This window comes from Bradyrhizobium sp. Tv2a-2, assembly GCF_000472425.1.
Lineage (GTDB): Bacteria > Pseudomonadota > Alphaproteobacteria > Rhizobiales > Xanthobacteraceae > Bradyrhizobium.
This window is the reverse complement of record NZ_AXAI01000001.1, coordinates 183,830-206,667: the sequence shown is the minus strand read 5'-3', so window position 1 is coordinate 206,667 and position 22,838 is coordinate 183,830. Positions and strand designations below refer to the sequence as shown.

Annotated in this window: 22 protein-coding genes; 13 read left to right on the top strand and 9 right to left on the bottom strand. The window is 64.9% G+C overall.

Annotated elements, in window-relative coordinates; genetic code table 11:
* Nucleotides 1-16 precede the first annotated feature (16 nt).
* Entirely contained in the window at nt 17-226 is a 210-nt protein-coding gene (locus A3AI_RS0100980; RefSeq protein ID WP_024513773.1) for a DUF4170 domain-containing protein, read from the top strand.
* 298 nt (nt 227-524) lie between these two features.
* Complete coding sequence (locus A3AI_RS0100975; RefSeq protein WP_024513772.1) at nt 525-1,076, top strand: hypothetical protein; 552 nt, start codon at nt 525-527, stop codon at nt 1,074-1,076.
* 58 nt (nt 1,077-1,134) lie between these two features.
* Here the strand turns inward: A3AI_RS0100975 and A3AI_RS0100970 are convergent, their stop codons facing one another.
* Nucleotides 1,135-2,019, bottom strand: a complete 885-nt coding sequence (locus A3AI_RS0100970) for a metallophosphoesterase family protein (protein WP_024513771.1) — start codon at nt 2,017-2,019, stop codon at nt 1,135-1,137.
* A gap of 125 nt (nt 2,020-2,144) precedes the next feature.
* Here A3AI_RS0100970 and A3AI_RS0100965 point away from each other — a divergent pair, with 125 nt between their 5' ends.
* The 3 genes from A3AI_RS0100965 (at nt 2,145) to A3AI_RS0100955 (ending at nt 4,303) form a co-directional block, all read left to right on the top strand.
* The gene (locus tag A3AI_RS0100965; RefSeq protein WP_084800794.1) at nt 2,145-2,648 is read left to right on the top strand and encodes an NUDIX domain-containing protein; all 504 of its coding nucleotides are present in this window, start codon (nt 2,145-2,147) and stop codon (nt 2,646-2,648) included.
* 124 nt (nt 2,649-2,772) lie between these two features.
* On the top strand, nt 2,773-3,738 hold the full coding sequence (locus A3AI_RS0100960) for a glycosyltransferase family 2 protein (RefSeq protein ID WP_245286798.1): 966 nt from the start codon (nt 2,773-2,775) through the stop codon (nt 3,736-3,738).
* Nucleotides 3,739-3,790: 52 nt separating this feature from the next.
* Nucleotides 3,791-4,303 (top strand): GNAT family N-acetyltransferase, encoded by a 513-nt coding sequence (locus tag A3AI_RS0100955; RefSeq protein WP_024513768.1) that lies wholly within the window; start codon nt 3,791-3,793, stop codon nt 4,301-4,303.
* A 13-nt stretch (nt 4,304-4,316) separates the two neighbouring features.
* Here the strand turns inward: A3AI_RS0100955 and A3AI_RS0100950 are convergent, their stop codons facing one another.
* Genes A3AI_RS0100950 through A3AI_RS0100935 form a run of 4 tightly spaced genes read right to left on the bottom strand, consistent with a single transcriptional unit; the run spans nt 4,317 to nt 11,152 of the window.
* Nucleotides 4,317-6,380: a membrane protein gene (locus tag A3AI_RS0100950; RefSeq protein WP_024513767.1), complete on the bottom strand. Its 2,064-nt coding sequence runs from the start codon at nt 6,378-6,380 to the stop codon at nt 4,317-4,319.
* A 19-nt stretch (nt 6,381-6,399) separates the two neighbouring features.
* Nucleotides 6,400-9,213, bottom strand: coding sequence for a DUF4159 domain-containing protein (locus A3AI_RS0100945; protein ID WP_024513766.1), 2,814 nt, complete (start codon nt 9,211-9,213; stop codon nt 6,400-6,402).
* On the bottom strand, nt 9,213-10,154 hold the full coding sequence (locus A3AI_RS0100940) for a DUF58 domain-containing protein (RefSeq protein ID WP_024513765.1): 942 nt from the start codon (nt 10,152-10,154) through the stop codon (nt 9,213-9,215). The genes A3AI_RS0100945 and A3AI_RS0100940 overlap by 1 nt, the downstream gene beginning before the upstream one ends.
* Nucleotides 10,154-11,152, bottom strand: a complete 999-nt coding sequence (locus tag A3AI_RS0100935) for an AAA family ATPase (protein ID WP_024513764.1) — start codon at nt 11,150-11,152, stop codon at nt 10,154-10,156. The genes A3AI_RS0100940 and A3AI_RS0100935 overlap by 1 nt, the downstream gene beginning before the upstream one ends.
* Before the next feature lie 262 nt (nt 11,153-11,414).
* Here A3AI_RS0100935 and A3AI_RS0100930 point away from each other — a divergent pair, with 262 nt between their 5' ends.
* Genes A3AI_RS0100930 through A3AI_RS0100915 form a run of 4 tightly spaced genes read left to right on the top strand, consistent with a single transcriptional unit; the run spans nt 11,415 to nt 14,201 of the window.
* Nucleotides 11,415-12,026 (top strand): DUF1285 domain-containing protein, encoded by a 612-nt coding sequence (locus A3AI_RS0100930; RefSeq protein WP_024513763.1) that lies wholly within the window; start codon nt 11,415-11,417, stop codon nt 12,024-12,026.
* An 8-nt stretch (nt 12,027-12,034) separates the two neighbouring features.
* Nucleotides 12,035-12,694: a CoA pyrophosphatase gene (locus A3AI_RS0100925; protein WP_502685719.1), complete on the top strand. Its 660-nt coding sequence runs from the start codon at nt 12,035-12,037 to the stop codon at nt 12,692-12,694.
* Nucleotides 12,691-12,954, top strand: coding sequence for a DUF6111 family protein (locus tag A3AI_RS0100920; protein WP_024513761.1), 264 nt, complete (start codon nt 12,691-12,693; stop codon nt 12,952-12,954). Before A3AI_RS0100925 ends, A3AI_RS0100920 begins: the two co-directional genes overlap by 4 nt.
* Entirely contained in the window at nt 12,951-14,201 is a 1,251-nt protein-coding gene (locus A3AI_RS0100915) for a CCA tRNA nucleotidyltransferase (RefSeq protein WP_024513760.1), read from the top strand. Before A3AI_RS0100920 ends, A3AI_RS0100915 begins: the two co-directional genes overlap by 4 nt.
* A gap of 10 nt (nt 14,202-14,211) precedes the next feature.
* Here A3AI_RS0100915 and hemF read toward each other — a convergent pair whose 3' ends face one another.
* The 4 genes from hemF to A3AI_RS0100895 are packed head-to-tail and all read right to left on the bottom strand — an operon-like array spanning nt 14,212 to nt 16,622.
* Nucleotides 14,212-15,099, bottom strand: a complete 888-nt coding sequence (gene hemF, locus A3AI_RS0100910) for an oxygen-dependent coproporphyrinogen oxidase (RefSeq protein WP_024513759.1) — start codon at nt 15,097-15,099, stop codon at nt 14,212-14,214.
* 28 nt (nt 15,100-15,127) lie between these two features.
* Entirely contained in the window at nt 15,128-15,502 is a 375-nt protein-coding gene (locus tag A3AI_RS0100905; protein WP_024513758.1) for a 6-pyruvoyl trahydropterin synthase family protein, read from the bottom strand.
* A gap of 20 nt (nt 15,503-15,522) precedes the next feature.
* On the bottom strand, nt 15,523-16,155 hold the full coding sequence (queE, locus tag A3AI_RS0100900) for a 7-carboxy-7-deazaguanine synthase (protein WP_024513757.1): 633 nt from the start codon (nt 16,153-16,155) through the stop codon (nt 15,523-15,525).
* Nucleotides 16,152-16,622, bottom strand: a complete 471-nt coding sequence (locus A3AI_RS0100895; RefSeq protein ID WP_024513756.1) for a tRNA (cytidine(34)-2'-O)-methyltransferase — start codon at nt 16,620-16,622, stop codon at nt 16,152-16,154. The genes queE and A3AI_RS0100895 overlap by 4 nt, the downstream gene beginning before the upstream one ends.
* Nucleotides 16,623-16,890: 268 nt before the next feature.
* Between A3AI_RS0100895 and petA the strand changes: the two genes are divergently transcribed.
* The 4 genes from petA (at nt 16,891) to A3AI_RS0100875 (ending at nt 22,798) form a co-directional block, all read left to right on the top strand.
* On the top strand, nt 16,891-17,421 hold the full coding sequence (gene petA / locus A3AI_RS0100890) for a ubiquinol-cytochrome c reductase iron-sulfur subunit (RefSeq protein ID WP_024513755.1): 531 nt from the start codon (nt 16,891-16,893) through the stop codon (nt 17,419-17,421).
* A 68-nt stretch (nt 17,422-17,489) separates the two neighbouring features.
* On the top strand, nt 17,490-19,553 hold the full coding sequence (locus A3AI_RS0100885; RefSeq protein ID WP_024513754.1) for a cytochrome c1: 2,064 nt from the start codon (nt 17,490-17,492) through the stop codon (nt 19,551-19,553).
* 147 nt (nt 19,554-19,700) lie between these two features.
* Entirely contained in the window at nt 19,701-20,375 is a 675-nt protein-coding gene (locus tag A3AI_RS0100880; protein ID WP_024513753.1) for a dienelactone hydrolase family protein, read from the top strand.
* A gap of 257 nt (nt 20,376-20,632) precedes the next feature.
* Entirely contained in the window at nt 20,633-22,798 is a 2,166-nt protein-coding gene (locus A3AI_RS0100875) for an anthranilate synthase component I (protein ID WP_024513752.1), read from the top strand.
* Nucleotides 22,799-22,838: the final 40 nt, after the last annotated feature.

Below are 22,838 nucleotides of genomic sequence, written 5' to 3'. Positions count from 1 at the left end.
CAACAGGAGACTGACAATGACCAAAGGCAGCAATTTCTGGGTGATCGGCGGCGAGTTCGGTTCGATGAACTTCCACAAGCTCGTGGAAGGCTCGGCCCAGGTCAAAGGTCCGTTCAAGAGCCGCAAGGAAGCCGAGGACTGCTGGCGCGAAGTGTCGGAAGAACACCGCCACAAGGCCGGGGTGCGCTTCTCGATCGTGGAGGAGCCCAACCGCACCGCGGCCTGACAGACTTCATTGCCGGGTTGAAGAGCGTGATCCGTCTTTGCCGGATCACGCTCCAAAAAGCAAAGTGCCCAAAACCGAAGTGACCAAGAGGAAAGCGCCCGAAGAAGGCGCGTGAGATTAATGCCGAAGGCAGGCGGCCCCATCCGGATATGTCCGGGTGGGGCCGTTTGGGTTTATCCACCAGCCGTAAGCTTTGGGTTTATCCACCAACCGTAAGCTATTGAGAATAAAGGCGCTTTGATCCGGACGTGGTTACTGATAGGCTAATAGCCTCGAATCCACGGTTAGGGCCGTCACAATGTCAGAGGCGCAGACGACGCAAAGCTCAAGCCCGGCACGGCCGCTCAGCTTGCGTGACGCGCTCCGCAAGGCGCGCATCGAGGCCGCCGATCGCACCGGTGTCGTGGTCGATCTCCGCGACGCCGAGGTGGCGCGGCTCGAGATATTGAACGAGGCGCTCGATCCGCTGTTCGCGCAGGTGCCTGCGGACATCGACCTGTTCGACCGTGGCATCAGCCAGGGTGAGACGCCGCGGCTGTGGATCGATGTGGTTGCCCATGTCGTGATGGGGCGCGACAAACGCAGCTACCGCTTCGTGCAGGACACCCGCTTCGGCCGCATCGTGCTCGCCGAATCGCATGACGTGCCTGCTATCGTCGATGCCGTGACCGATTACGTCGCGCGCCGAATGGTCGAGCGCGAGCATGCGCTGGCGCCGACCGAGCCGCCGAAGCCTGCCGTGGCGGAAAAGCGCCGGCGCCGCGGCTTCTGGAGCTTCGTGCTCGGGTTCGTGTTCGGTGTCCTCGCCCTGTTCGGGCTCGCGCTATTCGCGGCCCTGCGGAATCTGTGAGGGTATCGCCGTCATTCCGGGTTCACGCTCCGCTTGCCCGGAATGACAGCGGCGGGACCTACATCAATGGCACGCGATGGAGTTCCACCACCCGCATCGTGTCATCCAGCCCGCGCACGATCTGCTCGCAGCGCCAGCCATTGCCCTCGGGCTCGATCGCGAACAGATTGTAGGCTGCCGCAGGGTGGTGACCATGGGCGAGTGCGGAGGCTGACGGCACGCCGATCGCCGGAATCCTCCCGTCCGGCCCGTCAACCCACATGGTGGAGTGGACGTGGTCGTGGCCGTGCAGGATCAGCTCCACGCCATGCCGGCGCAGAATGGCGATCAGGTCCGCCGCATCGGTCAGCCGCTTGATATGGGATTTCGAGCGCAGCGGATGGTGCACCAGAATGACGCGAAACAAGCGCTCCGCGGCAAGGCCTTCCAACAGTGCCTGCAGCGCCTCGAGTTGCGCGCGACCGAGCCTGCCGGTCGCAAACAGGGGCGGCGTGGGAACGGCGGTGGACAGGCTGATCAGCGCGAGCGGCCCGCGCCGGCGCAAGGATGGAAATTTGGCCTCGCTCGCTGCGTCGGAGCGAAAATAATCGGCGAACACCTCCCCAAAACAGTGGCTGGTGGCGCGCACATAGGCGTCGTGATTGCCGGGGATGGCGGTCACATCCGCCGGGCTGCCGACGCTTTGCAGCCAGCGTGCGGCGGGCGCGAACTCCGCGCGCAGCGCGAGATTGGTGAGGTCGCCGGTGACGGCGATATGGTCGGGCGTCTGCGCCTTGAGATCGCCGACCAGCGCGTCAAGCGCCTCGCGGCGGTGATATTTGTGACGGTTGCGCGTCCAGTTGAGATAGCCCAGCGCGCGCTTGCTCATGAGCTCGGACAGACGCGGTGCCGGCAGCGGCGGCAGATGCGGGTCCGACAGATGGGCGAGCGTGAAGGCTGCCATCATTGGCCCCAATTGCGCGCGCGCCGTTGCTTGACCACCGCGTGATACCCCCGCAAAGATGCCCTCTATTCGCAGGCGCAAGCTTCCCGCGCAACCCATAAACACCGCGGCCGCAAAGGATCCTGATGCCGGAGACGACGAAGAGCTTGCCGCAGCGCCTGCGCAGCCGCATGGAGCCGTGGCTGGGGCGGCTGTTTCACCTCTATTGGCGCTTCGCCCGCGGCATGACGCTCGGCGTTCGTGCCGTGGTGCTGGACAGCGAGAGCCGCGTCTTCCTCGTCCTGCACAGCTATGTCGCGGGCTGGCATCTGCCCGGCGGCGGCGTCGAGGTTGGCGAGAGCCTCCCGGATAGTCTCAAGCGCGAGCTTTGGGAGGAGGGGCGCATCGAGCTCGTCGGCGAGCCCGTGCTGCACGGCGTTTTTTTCAACAGCCACGTCTCCATTCGCGACCATGTCGCGGTCTATGTCGTCAGGCAGTACCTCCAGGATCGCCTGCCCGAGCCGAACCGCGAAATCGCGGCTTGCGGCTTTTTCGCTGCCGACGACTTGCCGGAGGATACCACCCCGGGCACGCGGCTGCGGATCGCCGAGGTGCTCATGGGCAAGCCGCCGCTCGCCACATGGCGATGAGAGACTTGGCGATGAGAGACTTGGCGATGAGGGCTTGGCGATGAGGGCGGCGCGCGCAGTGGTGGATGGCAGACCGGCACTAGAGGCGGCGCGCGCCCGATCGTGATAAGCACGTTGTGAGTCGATGAAGCCTCTGCCAACGGGCCTGAAGGGAATGACGCTCTTACCGCCGCGAATCGCCGTCCTGGTGCCGTGCTTCAATGAGGAGGCCGCGGTCGGAAGCGTGGTCGCCGATTTTCGCAAGGCGCTGCCCTCGGCGACCGTTTATGTCTATGACAACAATTCCAGGGACCGCACCGCCGCGGTCGCGCGCGAGGCGGGCGCGGTGGTGCGTGCCGAGCGGCAGCAGGGCAAGGGCCATGTGGTACGGCGGATGTTCGCCGACATCGATGCCGACATCTATGTGCTGGTCGACGGTGACGCGACCTATGACGCGGCAAGCGCGCCGCGCATGGTCGAGATGCTTGTGACCGAGCATCTCGACATGGTGGTCGGCCTTCGCGTCGACCAGAACAAGGCCGCCTATCGCATTGGCCATCGCACCGGCAATTTGTTGCTGACGCGGTTCCTGGCCGACGTGTTCGGCCAGACCTTCAAGGACATCCTGTCGGGCTATCGCGTGTTCTCGCGCCGCTTCGTCAAATCGTTCCCGATTCTCTCCGGCGGCTTCGAGATCGAAACCGAGTTGAGCGTGCACGCCCTTGAGCTCGCGCTGCCGGTTGCCGAGGTCGAAACGCCATACTTTGCGCGCCCAGAGGGGTCGTTCTCCAAGCTCAACACCTGGCGCGACGGCTTCCGCATCCTCGGCACCATGTTGAAGCTCTATCGTTCGGAAAAGCCGCTGCGATTTTTCTCGGCGATTGGCATCTTCCTGGCGCTGATATCGATCGGCCTCGCGATCCCGATCTTCATCACCTATCTGGAACAGGGCATCGTGCCTCGCCTGCCGACGGCGGTGCTCTCGACCGGCCTGATGATAGTGGCGATTCTGTCGGTGTCCTCGGGTCTGGTGCTTGACACGGTGACGCGCGGGCGGCGGGAGATGAAGCTGCTCGCCTATCTGGCGCAGCCGCCAGTCGGCGAGCGGTGACGCCCTTCCGCCGTTCTGGACCGCCCGCGCGGCGGATGCTAAGGCGCCACGCATGAACGATTTGTCCCTCACCATAGCTCCGGAAAGCCCCAGGGATGCCCAGGCGATCGAACGGCTGCTGGAGCGCACCTTCGGGCCCGGCCGCTTCGTGCTCAGCGCCTACCGCCTACGCGAGCACGTCGATCCGCTCCTGGACCTGTCCTTCACCGCGCGCATCGGGACGCTTTTGGTCGGATCGATCCGTCAATTGCCCATTTGTGTCGGCGATACGAAGGCCCTGCTGCTGGGCCCATTGACAGTCGAGCCGCCGTTCCGCGGCCGCGGTATAGGCCGGCTCCTGCTGCAGCGCGCGCTTGGCGAAGCAAAGACCAAGGGTCACCGCCTGGTGCTCCTGGTCGGCGACGAGCCCTACTACAGCCAGGTTGGGTTCAAGAAGGTGCCGAAGGGCAGGGCTACAATGCCGGGGCCGGTCGATTACGACCGCCTCCTGATGGTCGAACTGGTCGATGCGGCCTTCGATGGAGTCTCCGGCGCCATCCGTCCAGACTGGGACTTTGCCAAGTAGCGCCGCCGTCGAACTACCGTCCCTCGCGCAGCCAGGTGCCGGCGAAGGCGCCGAGCAGCAACAACAGGCCGATCAGGCCGGCGAAAACCGGCAGCACGCCGACGCCCTTGACCACGCTGGCATCGCGCAGCCGGACGCCCATCCAGCCGTCGCCGTGGAAGACGCTGGTCGAGTGCACGCCGACGATGCGCGGCAGATCGATGCCTGAGCCATCCGCGACACGCCGCGCGTCGCCGCCGGTCGCCTGCGTGAGCGGCTTGAGCGTTTCGGTGGTCGAGGTCACTTCCGAAAATTCCTTTGGATTGGTCGGGCCGACATTGATCAGCGCCTTCAGCGTGCCGTCGGTCGCCTGCCACAGTCCGAGTTCGCCGGCCGGCATGGTCGCGCGCCATTGACCGGGCTCGCCCTCGGTCAGCGTCAAGTCGCGAGCGACGCCGGACGGCGAGGTCACCGTGACGGGCGCGATGGTATCGCCCATGGTCTGGCGGATCACTTCGAGGTCATGACCCTGCACCTTGAGCCTGAGCGCCTCTTCGTCGAGATCAGGCTGCTTCATCAGCCAGTGCGACATCCGTCGCAACAAATCGAGATGCGGTCCGCCACCCTCATAACCGCGTGCCCACAGCCAGATGTGGTCAGTAAGCAAGAGCGCGACACGACCCTCGCCGAAGCGGGACAACAGCAGCAGCGGCTCACCATTGGCACCGGTCATGACAGGCGGACTGACGGCGTTGCGGGTTTCGACGGTGCGGAAGAAACGACTCCAGTGCGGGGGCTCAAAAGCCGAGCCCTCGAGGCCACGTGTCACCGGATGGCGTTTGCCGGCATCGGTCAGATGCGCATAGAACGGCTTCTCCGTGACGCCGACGGGCTCCGCCGGCAGCACCGAGTCCAGTGGCGTGCGCCAGATCGAGGTGTTCGACGCATAGTCCGGCCCTGCCGAAACCAGCACAGCGCCGCCCGAGCGCACATAGCGCGCGATATTGTCGAAATAGGCGACCGGCAGCACGCCCTGGCGGGCGTAGCGGTCGAAGATGATCAACTGGAATTCGTTGATCTTCTGCTGGAACAGTTCGCGGGTCGGAAAAGCGATCAGCGATAATTCGTTGATCGGCGTGCCGTCCTGCTTCTCCGGCGGACGAAGGATGGTGAAATGGACGAGGTCGACGCTGGCGTCCGACTTCAGGAGGTTGCGCCAGGTGCGCTCGCCTGAATGCGGCTCGCCGGAGACGAGCAGCACGCGCAGCTTGTCGCGCACGCCGTCGATCGAGACCACCGCGCGGTTGTTGACCGGCGTCAGCTCGTTCTCCAGCGGCGACGCCTCGATCTCGACGATGTTCTGCCCCTCGTGCTTGATGTCGATGTCGACGCTGGAGGTCTGGCCGCTCTGGAGCGTGCGCTCGCTGATGGTCTCGCCGTCGCGGCGGATGGTGATCTTGGCGCGGTCGCCGGTCACTCCCTGGTCGTCGAGCCTGTAGGTGATGGTTTGGGTCTGGCCGACGATGCCGAAGCGCGGCGCCGCAGTGATCGCGATGCGGCGGTCACGCTCGTTCTTCGCTCCCGTGATCAGGGCATGCACCGGCGCCTGGAAGCCGAGCCCGCCGGTATTGGCGGGAATGTCGTGCACGCGACCATCGGTGATCAGGAAGGCGCCGGCGACGCGATCGACCGGAACATCTGAGAGCGCTGAGGACAATGCGCCGAACAGATGGGTGCCGTCGGTCTCGCCGTCGGCCTGTCCAGCCTCGACCACGCGGACCTCGAGGCCCTTGATCTTTTTCAGGGCATCGACAAGCTCGGTGCGGGCCTGCTCGGTCTGCTGGTTGCGGTCGCCGAAATTCTGGCTGGGGCTCTTGTCGACCACGACCGCCGCAACCGAGCTTAAGGGTTCGCGGTCCTCGCGCGTGAAGGACGGGTTGGCCAGCGCAAGCACGATCAGCGCCAGTGCCGCGACGCGCACCGCCGCACCGCGCGCCCGCGCAAGCAACAGCAATGCGGCGATCACGACAATCGCTGCGATCGCGATCCAGAGCACGATCGAGGGAACAAGCGGCGTGAACGCGATGCCGTAGTTCATGTCTTACCTTTGTCCAGTCCTATTGCCCGAGCCGTTCGATCAGCGCCGGTGCGTGCACCTGGTCGGCCTTGTAGTTGCCGGTCAGCGTGTACATCACGATGTTGACGCCGGCGCGGAAGGCGAACTCGCGCTGTTTCGGCTCGCCGGGGGTGAGCGGCAGCATCGGCTGGCCGTCGGGCCGGATCGCCCAGGCACCGGCGAGATCATTCGAGGTGATGATGATCGGTGAGACGCCATCGCCGCCGCGTGCGGGCCGCGACGCGCTCTCGTCTTCGTCTTCGCGCGGCAGCGCCTCGACCCAGGTCTGGCCGTTGACGAAGCGTCCGGGAAAGTCGCGCAAGAGATAGAAGGTCTTGGTGAGGACATGCTCGCGCGGGACCGGCTCGAGTTCGGGAACATCGAGGGAGGAGAGGATGTCGCGCAGCGCCTGCATGCCCGGCGTCTGCGATGAGCCGTTCTCGCCGGGGGGCGCCTCGACTGCATCACGGGTGTCGAACAGCACGGTGCCGCCCTGCTTCATGTAGGCGTCGATCTTGTTCAGCGCGTCCTGCGGCGGCTTGGGCGCGCCGGGCACGATCGGCCAGTAGATCAGCGGGAAGAAGGCAAGCTCGTCATGCGCGGGATCGACGCCGACGGGATCGCCGGCCTCGAGCGCCGTGCGCTGTGCAAGAAATAGCGTCAGCCCCGCCATGCCCGATTTCACGATCGAGTCCACGTCCGCATTGCCGGTAACGACATAAGCAAGCCGCGTCTGCGACGTCGCGCGCATGGCGAAATCGTCGGCGCTCTCGGCGCGGATTGCCGATGGCGTCAGCACAAGGCCCGCAACGATCAGGCCGAACGCCAGCGCGGCCGGCGCCGCGCGCCGCCGCACCAGTGCCGCGAGCCCGCCGCCGAGCAGTGCAACGATGATGGCATCGACCAGGAACAGCGCGAGCGCGGCGGAAAGCAGGATGCCCCGGAGGTCGCGCGGCTCGGCGTTGGTGTAGGTGGCGCGCCGCGCGTGCAACGGCGCGGTATCGAGCGCGACGATGCGATCGGCCGCGGCCAGAGTGTTAACGGCGAGGGGGCCATCCGCCGGGCCATAGAAGCCTGGCGGATGATCGGGCGTGGCGCGGTCGCGGTAATCTGCCGGCAACGGTTTCGCAGTCGAGGGCGGCGGACCGAAGGCGCCGAAACCATCCAGCGTATGCAGCGGCGCCAGCGTCTCCTTGGCGCTGCTTTGGGCTTCCACGCCCGCGCCGGGATTGGAAGTGTAGCCCGACATGTCGACGAGGTGGCGAAGCATCTCGACGAAGGTTCCGGACATCGGCAAATCGGACCAGCGCATATCCGCGCTCACGTGAAACAGGCTCAGGATGCCCTTGCCGCGGCGTTCTCCTGTGACCAGCGGGGTTCCGTCTTCGAGCGAGGCCCAGCTCTTGGTCGCGAGCACCGCGTCGGGCTCGGCCAGCACCTGCCGGCTGACGGTGACGTCCTTGGGCACCGCAAGGCCTGCGAACGGGCCGTCGGCGGCGAAGGCGGTCAGATGCTGCGGCTTCTCCCAGGTCAGGCTGCCGCCGAGCGTTCGGCCGCCGCGGCGCAGCTTCACCGGGACGAGGTCGTCATCGCCCTGCGCCAGCCGCGGACCGGCGAAACGCACCAGCACGCCGCCCTGGTCGATCCACGCATTGAGGCGATCGCGCACTTCGGGCGACAGCGTCCCGACATCGGCCAGGATGATCATCGGCAGCTTCTGATCGAGGAACTGGGCCACCGCCTGCTGCGGCGCCACGCCGCGATCGCCCAGCCGCACATCGGCGAACGGACCAAGCGCGCGGGCAAGATAGAAGGTTGACGCCAGCAAGGGCTGTGCGGTGTCGCTGGTGGCGCCGCTGACAATGCCGATAGCGCGGCGGCGCCAGCGCTTGTCGAGCAGCTGCACAGCACCCGCCGAGCGCTCGCCGGCAATCTCGAGACGCGCAATGTCGTTGCGCAATTCGACCGGAAGGTCGAAGGCGGCATCGGTCTCCAGTGCCTGCGGCGCAAAGGCAAAGCGCGCGTCGCCGATCGGCGAGCCCTTGGCGTCGAGCGCGCGCACCATGCCACCGCCGACGCCAGAGTCGGCGCGCAGCACCTTGACCGTCATTTTCGCCGCCGCGTTCTCCGCCGCGGCCAGAGCGAGCGGCGATTGCGTTCCGCCCTGATAGATGGTGAGCGTGCGGTTGCCGATGGTCTTTCCCAGGCCCTCGACGAATTCCGGCCCGCGGCCGGTGTCGACACCATCGGACAGCCAGGCGATCTCGACGTCGCCGGCACCTTTCAGGAAGCGATCGATCGTGGCAAGCGTGTCCACACGATCGATCGAATAGGGCTTTGGCGTGAGCTGGCGCAGTGCCACGCGCGCCGCGCCCCCGGTCATCATGGTGATGTCCCGCGCGGGCTCCGAGAGCGGCACCAACGCCACACCGCGGCGATCGGAGTCCGCGTTGGTGATCAACTCGTCGGCGGCACGGATCCGCGCCTCCCAGCTCGAGGCCGCGCTCCAGCCGTCGTCGAGCAGGATCATCAGCGGCGCCTTGCTGCCGGCAAGCCCGGTCTGGGGATTCCAGATGGGACCGGCGGCCGCGAAAATCACCAGCGCCGCCGCGGCAAGCCGCAACAGCGTCAGCCACCACGGCGTGCGCGAGGGCGTCTCCTCCTTGGGCTGGATGTCGAACAGGAGCCGCGTCGGCGGAAACTCGATGCGCCGTGGCCGCGGCGGCATCACGCGCAGCACCCACCACAGGACCGGCAGGCTCAACAGGCCCGCCAGCAGGAACGGCTCGGTGAAGGAGAGGGGCAGCCCGAAGATCATGCGCTGCGCCCCACTTTGACGTTGCCGTGCACGCCCGTCTTGCTCACCGTCATGCCGCCATGCAGGAACAACAGCAACTCCGCCGCCGAACGGTCGGTGGTGTGGGTGGCAAACAGCCAGTCAAGCCGGCCGGTCTCGGCGCGGATCTGGTCGCGGTGCAGCGCGACACGTTCGACATAGTCGCTGGCCCAGCGTTCCGCGCGGCCCGCTGTAATGACGCCATGGCCCTCCGGCTCGACGAATTCGATGCGGCCCGAATAGGGGAACGTCTCCTCCGCGGGATCGACGATCTGTACCAGCACGCCATGCGCGCCCGAAGAGGACAGTCCCGTGAGCATGGCGGTGATCTCGGCGATCGGCGACCAGAAATCCGACAGCACCACGATCTCGGCCAGCGCCGACGGCACGAAGGACGGCGGCAGGCTCGGCCGCGCCGCGTCGTCGTGCAACATTGCCTGCGCCATCTTGTCGATCACCCCGCGGCTTGCGGTCGGATTCATCAGGCCGGGAATGCCGACCCGTTCGCCGCCGGCCACCAGAAGTTCAGCAAGCGCAAAGGTGACGATCAGCGTGCGTTCGAGCTTGCTGTCGCGCGCCTGTCTCGAGGCGAAGGCCATTGACGGCGAGCGGTCCGGCCAAAGCCACACCGTATGGGCCGCCTCCCACTCCTGCTCGCGGACATAGAGGTGATCATCCCGCGCCGAGCGGCGCCAGTCGACATTCTGCGACGGCTCGCCGGAGATGAAGCGGCGATACTGCCAGAAGTTCTCGCCGGTGCCGGCGCGCCGCCTTCCATGCAGGCCATGGATCACGTTGGCGGCGATGCGGCGGGCCTCGAGCACGAGTCGCGGCAGCGAGGCGGCAAGCGTGCGGCTTTCGCCATCGGCACGTCGTATCGCAACAATCTCCTTGCCCGCGCCCCTGTTCGCTTCTGCCATCAACCGATCCGGGTCTTCAATTGGCGGATCACGTCCGGAATCGTACGCCCCTCGGCGCGCGCCGCAAACGTGAGCGCCATGCGGTGCTTGAGGATGGGCTCGGCGAGGTCGAGCACGTCGTCGATGGAGGGGGCCAGCCGCCCGTCGAGCAACGCGCGGGCCCGCACGGCGAGCATCAGCGATTGACTGGCGCGCGGGCCGGGGCCCCACGCGATCAGCTTGCCGGCTTCGCCCGCGTCCGGGCCCGGACGTGCGGAGCGCACCAGCGACAGAATGGCCTCGACCACGGAATCGCCGACGGGAAGGCGACGCACCAGCCGTTGCGCTGCGATCAGCGCGTCCGCGGTCATCGCTCCCCTGGCAAGCGTCTCCTCGGCGCCGGTGGTCTCGAACAGGATACGCCGCTCGGCATCGCGGTCGGGATAATCGACGTCGATCTCCATCAGGAAGCGGTCGAGCTGGGCTTCCGGCAGCGGATAGGTGCCTTCCTGTTCCAGCGGGTTTTGTGTGGCGAGCACATGGAACGGCTTCGGCAGATCGTGGCGCGCGCCCGCAACGGTGATGTGCTGCTCCTGCATTGACTGCAGCAGCGCCGATTGCGTGCGCGGGCTGGCGCGGTTGATCTCGTCCGCCATCAGGAGCTGCGCGAATACTGGGCCCGCGATGAAGCGGAACGAGCGCTTGCCGGAGTTGCTCTCGTCCAGCACCTCGGCGCCGAGAATGTCCGATGGCATCAGGTCCGGCGTGAACTGGATGCGCTTGGCGTCAAGTCCAAGCGTGATGCCGAGCGTCTCCACGAGCTTGGTCTTGGCCAGACCGGGCACGCCGATCAGGAGCGCATGTCCGCCAGACAGGATCGTCACCAGCGTGTCTTCAATCACACGGTCCTGGCCGAAGATAACGTTTCCAATCGCGTCCTTGGCGGCGCGGATCTGTCCCGATACCTGCTCGGCCGAGCGGACGATCACATCTTCCAGCTTTTCGACACTCTCCGCCATCCAGTTTGCTCCTTGTTGACGGCGCAGGCCGCGCCATCATGCGATCAGCCCATGCTAGACCTGCGCGAGGGCCATGTATTTACTGAGTTTAACTATCCCCACCTTAAAGGCTTTTCAGGGTATTAACGGCATCACGATGTGGCGACCGTCCCCCGGGTATTTGCGGGGGAACTCGCCGGTAGGCTAACGTCCGACAACGCCCACTTACGTTTGGCGTGCAGCAATCGTGCCAGATCGCGACACAGAACAGTCAGGGTAAACCATGGCGAAGCAAGGGCAGGGCGGCGATCAAGGCCTGGACGGGCTGACGGCCGCGGCCCGGGACGCTGCAAAAGCGAGCGCTGCCGGAAAAGGGCTGCCGCCGGTGCACCTGTGGAATCCGCCATTTTGCGGCGATCTCGACATGCGAATCGCGTCTGACGGTACATGGTTCTACATGGGCACGCCAATCGGCCGGCCGGCGCTGGTGCGCCTGTTCTCGACCATCCTCAAGCGCGAGGACGGCAAGTATTTTCTGGTGACGCCGGTCGAGAAAGTGGGCATCCGCGTCGACGATGTGCCGTTTCTTGCGGTGGAGATGCAGATCGAGACCATGGCAGGCCAACGGCTGTTGCGCTTTCGCACCAATGTGGATGATTGGGTCGATTGCGATTCTGCTCATCGCATGCGCTTCGAGACGTCTCGTGACGGCGGGCTCACGCCGTATCTCCATGTGCGCGCCGATCTCTGGGCCAAGGTGACACGCGCGCTCTATTACGATCTGGTGGACATGGGCGAGGAGCGAGTGATCGAGGGACGTCCGATGTTCGGGGTGGAATCCGCGGGTGAATTTTTCGCAATGGCTGACGCGGAGCAAATGAGGGCAGCACTTTGAACGAGCCGATGCTGAAGGCCGCAGCCCGCGAGCTGAGCTCTGCGGAATTTTTTGATCGGGCCCGTACGCGATTGAACTTCGACGTTCCGCCCTCGCTGATCGATCCGAGCATCGTTCCGCCCAGCGGCGATGCCGGCACCGATCGCATGCTGCAGATCATTGCACGCGAACAGCCGATCCGGCCGGCCGCCGTGCTGATTCCGATTGTCGAGCATCCCGAGCCGACCGTGCTGTTGACGCAGCGCTCGCCGCATCTCGCCGACCACGCCGGCCAGATATCGTTTCCGGGCGGCAAGATCGATGCGATAGATGCTACCCCCTGCGACGCCGCGCTGCGCGAGGCGGAGGAGGAGGTCGGGCTCGATCGCGGTTTTGTCGAGACGCTCGGCTATCTTCCCGTCTACGGCACGGGCTTCGGGTTTCGCATCCTGCCGACGGTGGCGCGGGTGAAGCCGGGATTTGAGCTTCGGATCAACCGCTCCGAGGTCGATGACGCCTTCGAGGTGCCGCTCGCCTTCCTGATGGATCCGAGAAATCATCAGCTCCATGCCAAGGAATTCCGCGGCGTGGAGCGTACCTATTACGCCATGCCTTTCGCCGAGCGGTATATTTGGGGGGCGACCGCCGGCATCCTGAGGGTCCTTTACGAGCGGATCTATCTGCCATGATCCGGCAGGCGCTGACCGAGATCGGGATTTTCCTCATTCCCTTTGCGGTCTATGCGCTGTTTCTGATCGCCACGCGCTCGGGGCTTCTGGTACAAACGTCGTGGCCGATCCATCTTGTTGCCAGGCTGGTATTGGCCTCCTTATTGTTAATCATACTAAGCTTTGTCATGCTTGCGAATTTCTCTGGCTCGCCGCCGAACTCCACCTACACCCCCGCGCATGTCGAAAACGGCAAGCTGGTTCCCGGAGTCGAGAAATGACGCCCGCGCGCCTGTCGGATGCGCCCTGGCTCAGATCAGGCCCCGCCGCGCGCGTGCTCGGACTTCTCAATGAGGATGGCGAGGAGGCGCGCGTGGTCGGTGGCGCCGTGCGCAACGCGCTGCTCGGCGTGCCGATCGTCGATATCGACATCGCGACCACGGCGGTGCCGAGCGAGGTGGTCCGCCGCGCCAAGGTCGCCGGCATCAAGAGCGTGCCGACCGGCATCGAGCATGGCACCGTGACGCTGGTCGCGGACGGCCAGCCCTTCGAGATCACGACCTTGCGCGAGGACACCGAAACCTTCGGCCGCAAGGCCAAGGTCGCGTTCGGCCGCGACTGGGTCGGCGATGCCCGCCGGCGTGATTTCACCATCAACGCGCTGTCGGTGGATATCGACGGCGTGGTCCACGACCATGTCGGCGGGCTCGCCGACATCGCCGAGCGGCGGGTGCGTTTCATCGGCGATCCCCAGCAGCGGATCGAGGAGGATTACTTACGCATCCTGCGCTTCTTCCGCATTCACGCTGCCTTTGGCGCCGGCGAGGTGGATCGCGACGGCTATTTCGCCTGCATCGGCGCGCGCGCCGGTCTTGCGTCGCTATCGGCGGAGCGGGTGCGGATGGAAATCCTAAAGCTCCTGATCGCGGTCGGCGCGGTCGGCGCGGTCGCGGCGATGGCGGATGGCGGCTTCCTGCAGGCGATTTTCGGCGGTGTCGCCTATACCGGGCCGTTCCAGGCGATGATTGCAGGCGAGCGGGAGCTTGGACTCGAGGCGGATGCAATCCGCCGTCTTGCCGCGCTCGCCGTTGCCGTCACCGAGGACGCAAGGCGACTCGCGACGCGGCTGCGCCTCTCCAACGCCGAGGCGAAGCGGCTCGATTCCATGGGCCATCGCTGGTGGCGGCTGGCCGACATGGACGAGCCGCTGGCCAAGCGCCGTCTCTACCGGCTTGGTGAGGCGGCCTACCGCGACCGGCTGTTGCTGGCCTGGGCGCGCGCCGGTGGCAACACCGATCCAAAAGCCTGGCGCGAGCACGCAAGCCTGCCGCAGCGCTGGAGCGCGCCGAAATTTCCGCTCAGGGCCGCGGATTTCATCGCCCGCGGCGTTGCCGAGGGCCCGGTGCTCGGCCATGCCATCGCGCTCGCCGAGGATGCCTGGCTTGCCGCCGACTTCCCGATGGATCAAGCCGCGCTCGCCGCCATCGCGGACCAGGCGGTATCCCGCGTCAGCCGCGACAGGGCTTGAGCGACTTCCCTTACGGCCACTTCACCTCGGGCGGCAGCGAGGAAAGGATGGACTCGATGTTGCCGCCGGTCTTGAGGCCAAACAGCGTGCCGCGGTCGTAGAGCAGGTTGAATTCGACATAGCGGCCGCGCCGGATCAACTGTTCCTCGCGCTCTGCTTCCGTCCACGGCGTGTTGAGATTGGTCCGTACCAGTTTGGGATAGATGTCGAGGAAGGCGCGGCCGACGCTTTGTGTGAAGGCGAAGTCGGCATCCCAGTCGCCGGAATTGTGGTGGTCGTAGAAGATGCCGCCGATGCCGCGTGGCTCCTTGCGGTGCGGCAGGTAGAAATAATCGTCGCACCACTTCTTGTATTTTTCGTATGGCGCAATCCCCGAATGCGCGTCACAGGCCGAGCGCATCGCGGCGTGGAAGGCGATCGTGTCGGGGTCCTCCTGGGTGCGCCGGCGGTTGAGCACCGGCGTGAGGTCCGAGCCACCGCCGAACCAGTCTTTGGTGGTGACGATGAAACGCGTGTTCATGTGAACGGCCGGGATATGGGGGCTGCGCATATGCACGATCAGCGAGATGCCGGAAGCCCAGAACCGCGGGTCCTCGGCGGCGCCGAGCATCTGGCCGCGAAATTCGGGCGCGAATTCACCATGCACGGCGACCGTGTGCACGCCGACCTTCTCGAACAGCCGGCCGTGCATCATCGACATCACTCCGCCGCCACCGGGCGCGCCGGTCGAATCCGTGCGCTGCCAGGGTGTGCGCACGAAGCGGGCGGGCGCGGCCGGATAAAGCGAGGCCGGCGCCTCGTCCTCGAGCTGCTCGAAGGCCGCGCAAATCTCGTCGCGAAGCTGTTCGAACCAGGCCTTTGCGCGCGCCTTGCGGGCCTCGATGTCTGATGCGTTCATCGTTTGCTTGGTTCCTATGATTCGGCCTCTAATCTGGGTCTGCGAGCGGACCGTAATAGCTGCAGCTCTCGTTGCAACTGTCGCGGAAAACGCTGACCTTGGTGACGCGGCCGGCATGCTGGACCCGCTCCCAGATGAACCGCGACAGGTTTTCCAGCGTCGGCGGCCCAAGAGCCTCGATGGTGTTGAGAAGCTTATGGTCCAGTATCTTGCTGACCTCGGCAATCCGACGGTCCAGGACTCCGAGGTCCAGCACCATTCCGGTTGCGGGATCGGGCCTGCCTCGGATCGTCACCTCGGCGCGGAACGAATGGCCGTGGATTTGCTCAGCCACTGCCCCGAATGTGGTTCCAGAGAGCGCGTGCGCCGCCTCGAACCTGAACGATTTGGTCAATTCCCACATGGCTTACGAAATCGAAGCTCCTATCTGATACCCAGGCTCTTGTGTGTCTGCACGCTCAGCCGCCATTGCGGATGGTGCAGGCAATAGTCGACCGCTCGCGCGGCATTGGCGGCAACGTCAGGACCGTCCATCGGCTGCAGTGAGAAGCGCTCAAAGGCAAGACCGGCGAAATTCTCAGGCTCTGCACCGGCTTGCGGATAGACCAGCTTCAGCTCGTGGCCACGGCGCAGCACGAGCCTCGCACCCGCTTTCGGGCTGACGCAAATCCAGTCCAGCCCCTCCGGGGCCTCGATCGTGCCGTTGGTCTCGACGGCGATCGCAAAGCCCCGCGCATGGAGCGCAGCAATAAGCCGCGCGTCGACCTGAAGCAACGGCTCGCCCCCGGTCAGCACCACATAGCGGTTGCAGTCACCGCCTGTCCATTGCCCCGCAATCATATCTGCGAGTGCGTCGGCCGACGCGTAGCGGTTTCCGAGGGTGCCGTCCGTGCCGACAAAATCGGTGTCGCAAAACTGGCAGGTCGCGCTCGCGCGATCCTCTTCGCGCCCGCTCCAGAGATTGCAGCCGGCGAAGCGGCAAAACACGGCCGCACGCCCCGCATGGGCACCTTCGCCCTGAAGCGTCAGGAAGATCTCCTTGACGGCGTAACTCACCCAAATTCTCCTCGCGTTGCGAAACGGGTCTGCCGTAGCGCTTCGCCGGCCGCGATAGCCGCCGACATCGCCACATTGAGCGAGCGCAGGCTCGCCTTGATGGGGATTTTCAGCCGGGCATCGGCCTTCGCGGCCACCTCTTCGGGCACACCTGCGGTCTCCCGGCCGAACATCAGGATGTCCTGCGCCTGGTAGCGAAAATCAAGGTAGGAGGTGGCGCCTTTGGTGGTGAACAGCAAGACCCGGTAGCCGGCCTCCCGCCGCCATGCCTCGAAGGCGTCCCAGGACACGTGCCGCATCAGGCTCACATGATCGAGATAGTCCATTCCCGCCCGGCGGAAGGCATAGTCGGAGACCGCAAAGCCTGCCGGCTCAATGATATGAGCCGATACGTCCAGGCATGCGCACAGCCGCAGAATCGTTCCCGTATTGGGGGGAATGTCCGGCTGATAAAGCGCAATCTGCATGCGGTGGTCCCCTTCTCGAATTCGCGCGAATATTCAGAGCGCTTGCGCGGATTTCGTGCATTGCACCTTTGTTGGCCGATAGCGGGCTTGCGCTATTCCGGCAAGGGTGCCAATAGAACGATTCAAGACTGCCGTTTGGCCGCTCTGGCCGATAAGGTAGTCCATCTGCCGCCGCGGGGGCCGCGGGCGCCGGCAGCCTTTCCGGCAATGCTTTTGGCGTCTCCGGAGCGGTTCCACCGGCTGCGAAGCTAAGAAAGGGTGTGGAAACGTGACGACAGCGTCTTCGGCGGACCAACCGACACGCCGTGATTTTCTTTTTGTTGCGACTGGCGCGGCTGCGGCCATCGGGGGTGTTGCAACGCTCTGGCCGTTCATTTCCCAGATGAATCCGGATGCCGCGACCATCGCGGCCGGTGCGCCGATCGAAGTCGACCTGAGCCCGGTCGCGGAAGGCCAGGACATCAAGGTGTTCTGGCGCGGCAAGCCGATCTACATCATGAACCGCACCAAGAAGCAGATCGAAGAGGCGCGCGCGGTGGCCGTCGACAGCCTCAGGGATCCGCAGAGCGATGAGTCGCGGGTCAAGGCGGGCCACGACAACTGGCTGGTCGTGATCGGCATCTGCACTCATCTCGGCTGCATCCCGATCGCTTATGAGGGCAATTACGACGGCTTCTTCTGTCCTTGCCACGGCTCGCAATACGATTCCTCAGGACGTATTCGCCAGGGACCCGCGCCGCTCAATCTGGCGGTGCCGCCCTACCAGTTCGTCTCCGACACCAAAATTCAGATCGGCTAACGGCCTCGGGGAACCTGTTCCCGGGACCTTTTCAGCCGTCGCATGGCCTTATTCCTCAGGATCGCATCATGAGCGGACCCTCCGATTACCAACCTAGCCATCCGGCCTTGAAGTGGATTGAACGGCGCCTGCCAATCATGGGCCTCGTCCACTCCTCCTTCGTGGCCTATCCGACGCCGCGCAACCTGAACTACTGGTGGACGTTCGGCGCCATCCTTTCCTTCATGCTGGGCGCGCAAATACTGACCGGCGTGATCCTGGCGATGCACTACACGCCGAACGCCGATCTCGCCTTCCGATCGGTCGAACTGCTCGTGCGCGACGTCAACTACGGCTGGCTGCTCCGCAACATGCACGCCGCCGGCGCCTCGATGTTCTTCTTCGCCGTCTATGTGCACATGTTCCGCGGCCTCTACTACGGGTCGTACAAAGAGCCGCGCGAGGTGCTGTGGATCCTCGGCGTCATCATCTACCTCCTGATGATGGCGACCGGCTTCATGGGCTATGTGCTGCCTTGGGGCCAGATGAGCTTCTGGGGTGCCACTGTCATCACCAACCTGTTCTCCGCGATCCCTTACGTCGGCGACAGCATCGTGACGCTGCTCTGGGGCGGCTATTCGGTCGGTAACCCGACGCTGAACCGCTTCTTCTCGCTGCACTACCTGCTGCCGTTCCTGATCGCGGGCGTCGTCGTGCTCCACGTTTGGGCGCTGCATGTCGCGGGTCAGGGCAATCCGACCGGCGTCGACGTCAAGTCCGAGAAGGACACGGTGCCGTTCACGCCCTACGCGACCATCAAGGACTTGTTTGGCGTCTCGGTGTTCCTGCTCCTGTTCTGCTGGTTTATCTTCTACATGCCGAACTATCTCGGCGACGCCGACAATTACATCCCGGCCAATCCCGGCGTGACGCCGCAGCACATCGTGCCGGAATGGTATTACCTGCCGTTCTACGCGATCCTGCGCTCGATCCCGAACAAGCTCGCGGGCGTGATCGCGATGTTCTCGGCGATCATCGTGTTGGTGTTCCTGCCCTGGCTCGACACGGCCAAGACGCGGTCCTGCAAGTATCGTCCGCTGGCAAAGCAGTTCTTCTGGTTGTTTGTCGTCACCTGCATCCTTTTGGGCTATCTCGGCGCACAGCCGCCGGAGGGCGTCTATGTCATTCTCGGACGCATCCTGACGGTCTGCTACTTCGCCTATTTCCTGATCGTGATGCCGCTGCTCTCCCGCATCGAGACGCCGCGTCCGTTGCCGAACTCAATCGCCGACGACGTGCTCGCCAAGAGTGGTGTCAAGGCAGCGGTGTCTGCCATCGTGGCTCTCGTGGTGGCTGGTGGCCTGCTGGCTGGCGGCGTGCAGAGCGCTCGTGCGGCGGAGGAAACCACTCCGCCCTCGCAAACGTGGTCCTTCTCCGGGCCCTTCGGCAAATATGACCGCGGTGCCCTGCAGCGCGGCCTGAAGGTCTACAAGGAAGTCTGCTCGAACTGCCACGCGCTGTCCTACATCGCGTTCCGTAATATCGGCGACCCCGGCGGTCCCGGCTATTCGGAGGCGCAGGTCAAGGCGTTTGCAGCCGAATACAAGATCAAGGACGGTCCGAACGACCAGGGCGAGATGTTCGAGCGGCCGGGCCGGCCAGCCGACTATTTCCCGTCGCCGTTCCCGAACGAGCAGGCCGCGCGGGCGGCGAATGGCGGTGCGGCGCCGCCAGATCTGTCGTTGATTGCGAAAGCGCGTTCCTATGAACGCGGCTTCCCCCAGTTCATCTTCGACTTCTTCACCCAGTTCCAGGAGCAGGGGCCGAACTACATCGTGGGCATCCTCACCGGTTTCGAGGACAAGGCGCCGGCCGGCGTCACCATTCCCGATGGCTCGTACTACAACAAGTACTTCCCCGGCCACGCCATCAAGATGCCGAAGCCGCTCTCGGACGGCCAGATCACCTTCGATGACGGCTCGCCCGCCACCGTGCAGCAATATGCGCACGATGTGGCAACCTTCCTGATGTGGGCGGCCGAGCCGCATATGGAGGACCGCAAGAAGCTGGGCATGCAGGTGTTCATCTTCCTGATCATCTTCGCGGGATTGATGTATTTCACCAAGAAGAAGGTCTGGGCCGACGCGCATTGAGCTGCGGCGACTGTGATGCGAATGCGAAAAGCCCCCGTGCGGGGGCTTTTTGTTTGAGACGGAATGACGGAGTGTGAATTGCATCCACGCTCCGGAGCGGCCAAAATGGGCGCCAATCCCGTTGCAGAAAATCCCGAGGGAGGAACCATGGGCACGACCATCACCTTCAAACGTCCGGACGGCAAAGAAGCGTCGGGCTATCTTGTCAATGCCGCGCGCGGCAACGCGCCGGGTGTGGTGGTGATCCAGGAATGGTGGGGCCTGCAGGACCAGATCAAGGGCATGTGCGATCGGTTCGCGCGCGCCGGCTTCGACGCACTGGCGCCCGATCTCTACAAGGGGACGGTCGTGCCCTATCACGACACGGATGCCGCGGCCAAAGAGATGAACTCGCTGGATTTCATGGATGCTACCACGGAGACCGTGCGTGGCGCCGCGCAATATCTGTCGCGCAACGGCGCCAGGGTCGGCCTGACCGGCTTCTGCCTTGGCGGTGCCGTGACAGTCATCGGTGCCACCAGGATTCCCGAGCTTACCGCTGGCGTCGTGTTCTACGGCATTCCGCCGGAGCAGGCGGCCAAGCCCGCCGACGTGAGAATCCCGCTGCAGGCTCATTTCGCCACCAGGGACGATTGGTGCACGCCACAGGTTGTGGACGCGTTTGAAAAGGGCATGAAAGCCGCCGGCAAGTCGTTCGAGATTCACCGCTACGAGGCCGATCACGGTTTTGCGAATGAGCAGCGCCTGACGGTCCATGACCGCCAGGCCGCCGAACTCGCCTGGGGTCGTGCCGTGGAGTATTTTGCGAAGCATCTGGGGTGACATCTTCGCAGCAGACGGCAGCGTCAGGCGGGCAGGCCGTGCAATCAGCCGTGCCCGGCCTTGACGTCCCCCTGCCGCCATGGTGTGTTCCGGCCATGAGCACCGTTTCCAGCCCCTCCGGTCTGTGGTGGCCCACCTCTTAAAAGGTGGCCGGTGCGATTTTGCTCAATTCTGATCGTCGAAGGCCGCCACGCAGCGCGGCGGCCTTATCCCTGTCCTGTGTGGCGTTCCCTCGGCAAGTTTCGTAAGAGGATCACATGAACAGGACAGTTTTCTCCCTGCCCGAGCGCTACGACTACCGCACCCACGGCGGGCTAGCCGTCACGCGGCTGGCGGAGCAGTTTTCCGGCGGGGCGACCCGGCTCGACGCGCTGATTGAGCTTCTCGACCGCCGCTGCGGCGTGGTGCTGTCCTCCGGCACCACTGTGCCCGGCCGCTACGAAAGCTTCGACCTCGGTTTTGCCAACCCGCCGCTCGTGCTGGAGACCAGGGGCGTCGATTTCAAGCTGTCAGCGTTGAATGCGCGCGGCGAGGTGCTGATCGCCTTCCTGGGTGACAGCTTGCGCGAGCCCTGCGTGGTTGTCACAGAGAAAAGCACCGCGCGCCTCGCCGGCCACATCATTCGCGGCGCGGCGCCGGTCGAAGAGGACCAGCGCACTCGCCGTGCCAGCGCGATGTCGCTGGTACGCAACCTCATCGCAGGTTTCGGCGCCAAGGACGATCCGCTGCTCGGCCTGTTCGGCGCCTTCGCCTACGACCTCGTGTTCCAGATCGAGGACCTCGTGCAGAAGCGTCAGCGCGAGGCCGACCAGCGCGACATCGTGCTTTATGTGCCGGACCAACTCCTCGTCTACGACCGTGCCACCGCACGTGGCGTGGTCCTGAGCTACGACTTTGCCTGGAACGGTAAGTCGACCGCGGGCCTGCCGCGCGAGAGCGCGGAAAGCATCTACGCCAAAACCCCGCGTCAGGGATTTGCCGATCACGCGCCCGGCGAATACCAGGCGACCGTCGAGATCGCGCGCGCGGCCTTTGCCCGCGGCGATCTGTTCGAGGCGGTACCGGGGCAGCTCTTCGGCGAGCCCTGCGAGCGCTCGCCCGCGGAAGTGTTTCAAAGGCTCTGCCGCATCAACCCTTCGCCCTATGGTGCGCTGATGAATCTCGGGAACGGCGAGTTTCTGGTTTCGGCTTCGCCGGAAATGTTCGTGCGCTCCGACGGCCGCCGGGTCGAGACCTGTCCAATCTCCGGTACGATCGCGCGCGGGACGGATGCGATCGGCGACGCCGAGCAGATCAGGCAGCTCCTGAACTCGGAGAAGGACGAGTTCGAGCTCAACATGTGCACCGACGTCGACCGCAACGACAAGGCGCGCGTCTGCGTGCCTGGTACAATCAAGGTGCTGGCGCGGCGGCAGATCGAGACCTACTCCAAGCTGTTCCACACCGTTGATCATGTCGAGGGCATGCTGCGGCCGGGCTTCGATGCGCTCGACGGCTTCCTCACCCATGCCTGGGCAGTGACGGTGACGGGCGCGCCGAAGCTGTGGGCGATGCAGTTCGTGGAGGATCACGAGCGTTCGCCGCGCCGCTGGTATGCCGGCGCCATCGGCTGCGTCAATTTCGACGGCAGCATCAACACCGGCCTCACCATCCGCACCATCCGCATGAAGGACGGCCTGGCCGAAGTGCGGGTCGGGGCCACCTGCCTGTTTGACTCCGATCCCGCCGCCGAGGACCGCGAATGCCAGGTCAAGGCGGCGGCGCTGTTCCAGGCGCTGCGCGGCGATCCGCCCAAGCCCCTGTCATCGACCGCACCCGATGCCACCGGAAGCGGCAAGCAGGTGCTCCTGATCGACCATGACGACAGCTTCGTGCACATGCTGGCGGATTATTTCCGTCAGGTCGGCGCCAACGTCACGGTGGTCCGATACGTGCATGCGCTTGATATGCTGAAGCAGCGCAAATGGGACCTTCTGGTGCTGTCGCCGGGACCCGGCCGTCCGGAGGATTTCAAGATTTCGGGCACGATCGATGCGGCGATCGCGAAAAAACTGCCGATCTTCGGGGTGTGCCTCGGCGTGCAGGCGATCGGCGAATATTTTGGCGGCGAACTGGGCCAGCTTTCCCATCCCGCGCACGGCCGGCCCTCGCGGGTCCAAGTGCGGGGTGGACGCTTGATGCAGAGCCTGCCTAATGAGATTGTGATCGGCCGTTACCACTCGCTCTATGTCGCCGGCGAGACCATGCCCGAGGTGCTAACCGTGACCGCGAGCACCGAAGACGGGGTCGCCATGGCGATCGAGCACAAGAGCCTGCCGGTCGGCGGCGTGCAATTCCACCCGGAATCGCTGATGTCGCTCGGCGATGAGGTGGGACTGCGGATCGTGGAGAATGCGTTTCGGCTCGGCGAGCCGGTGAATTGAACGCGGATTGGTGTAAGACCTTTTGCTTCCTTGTCACTCT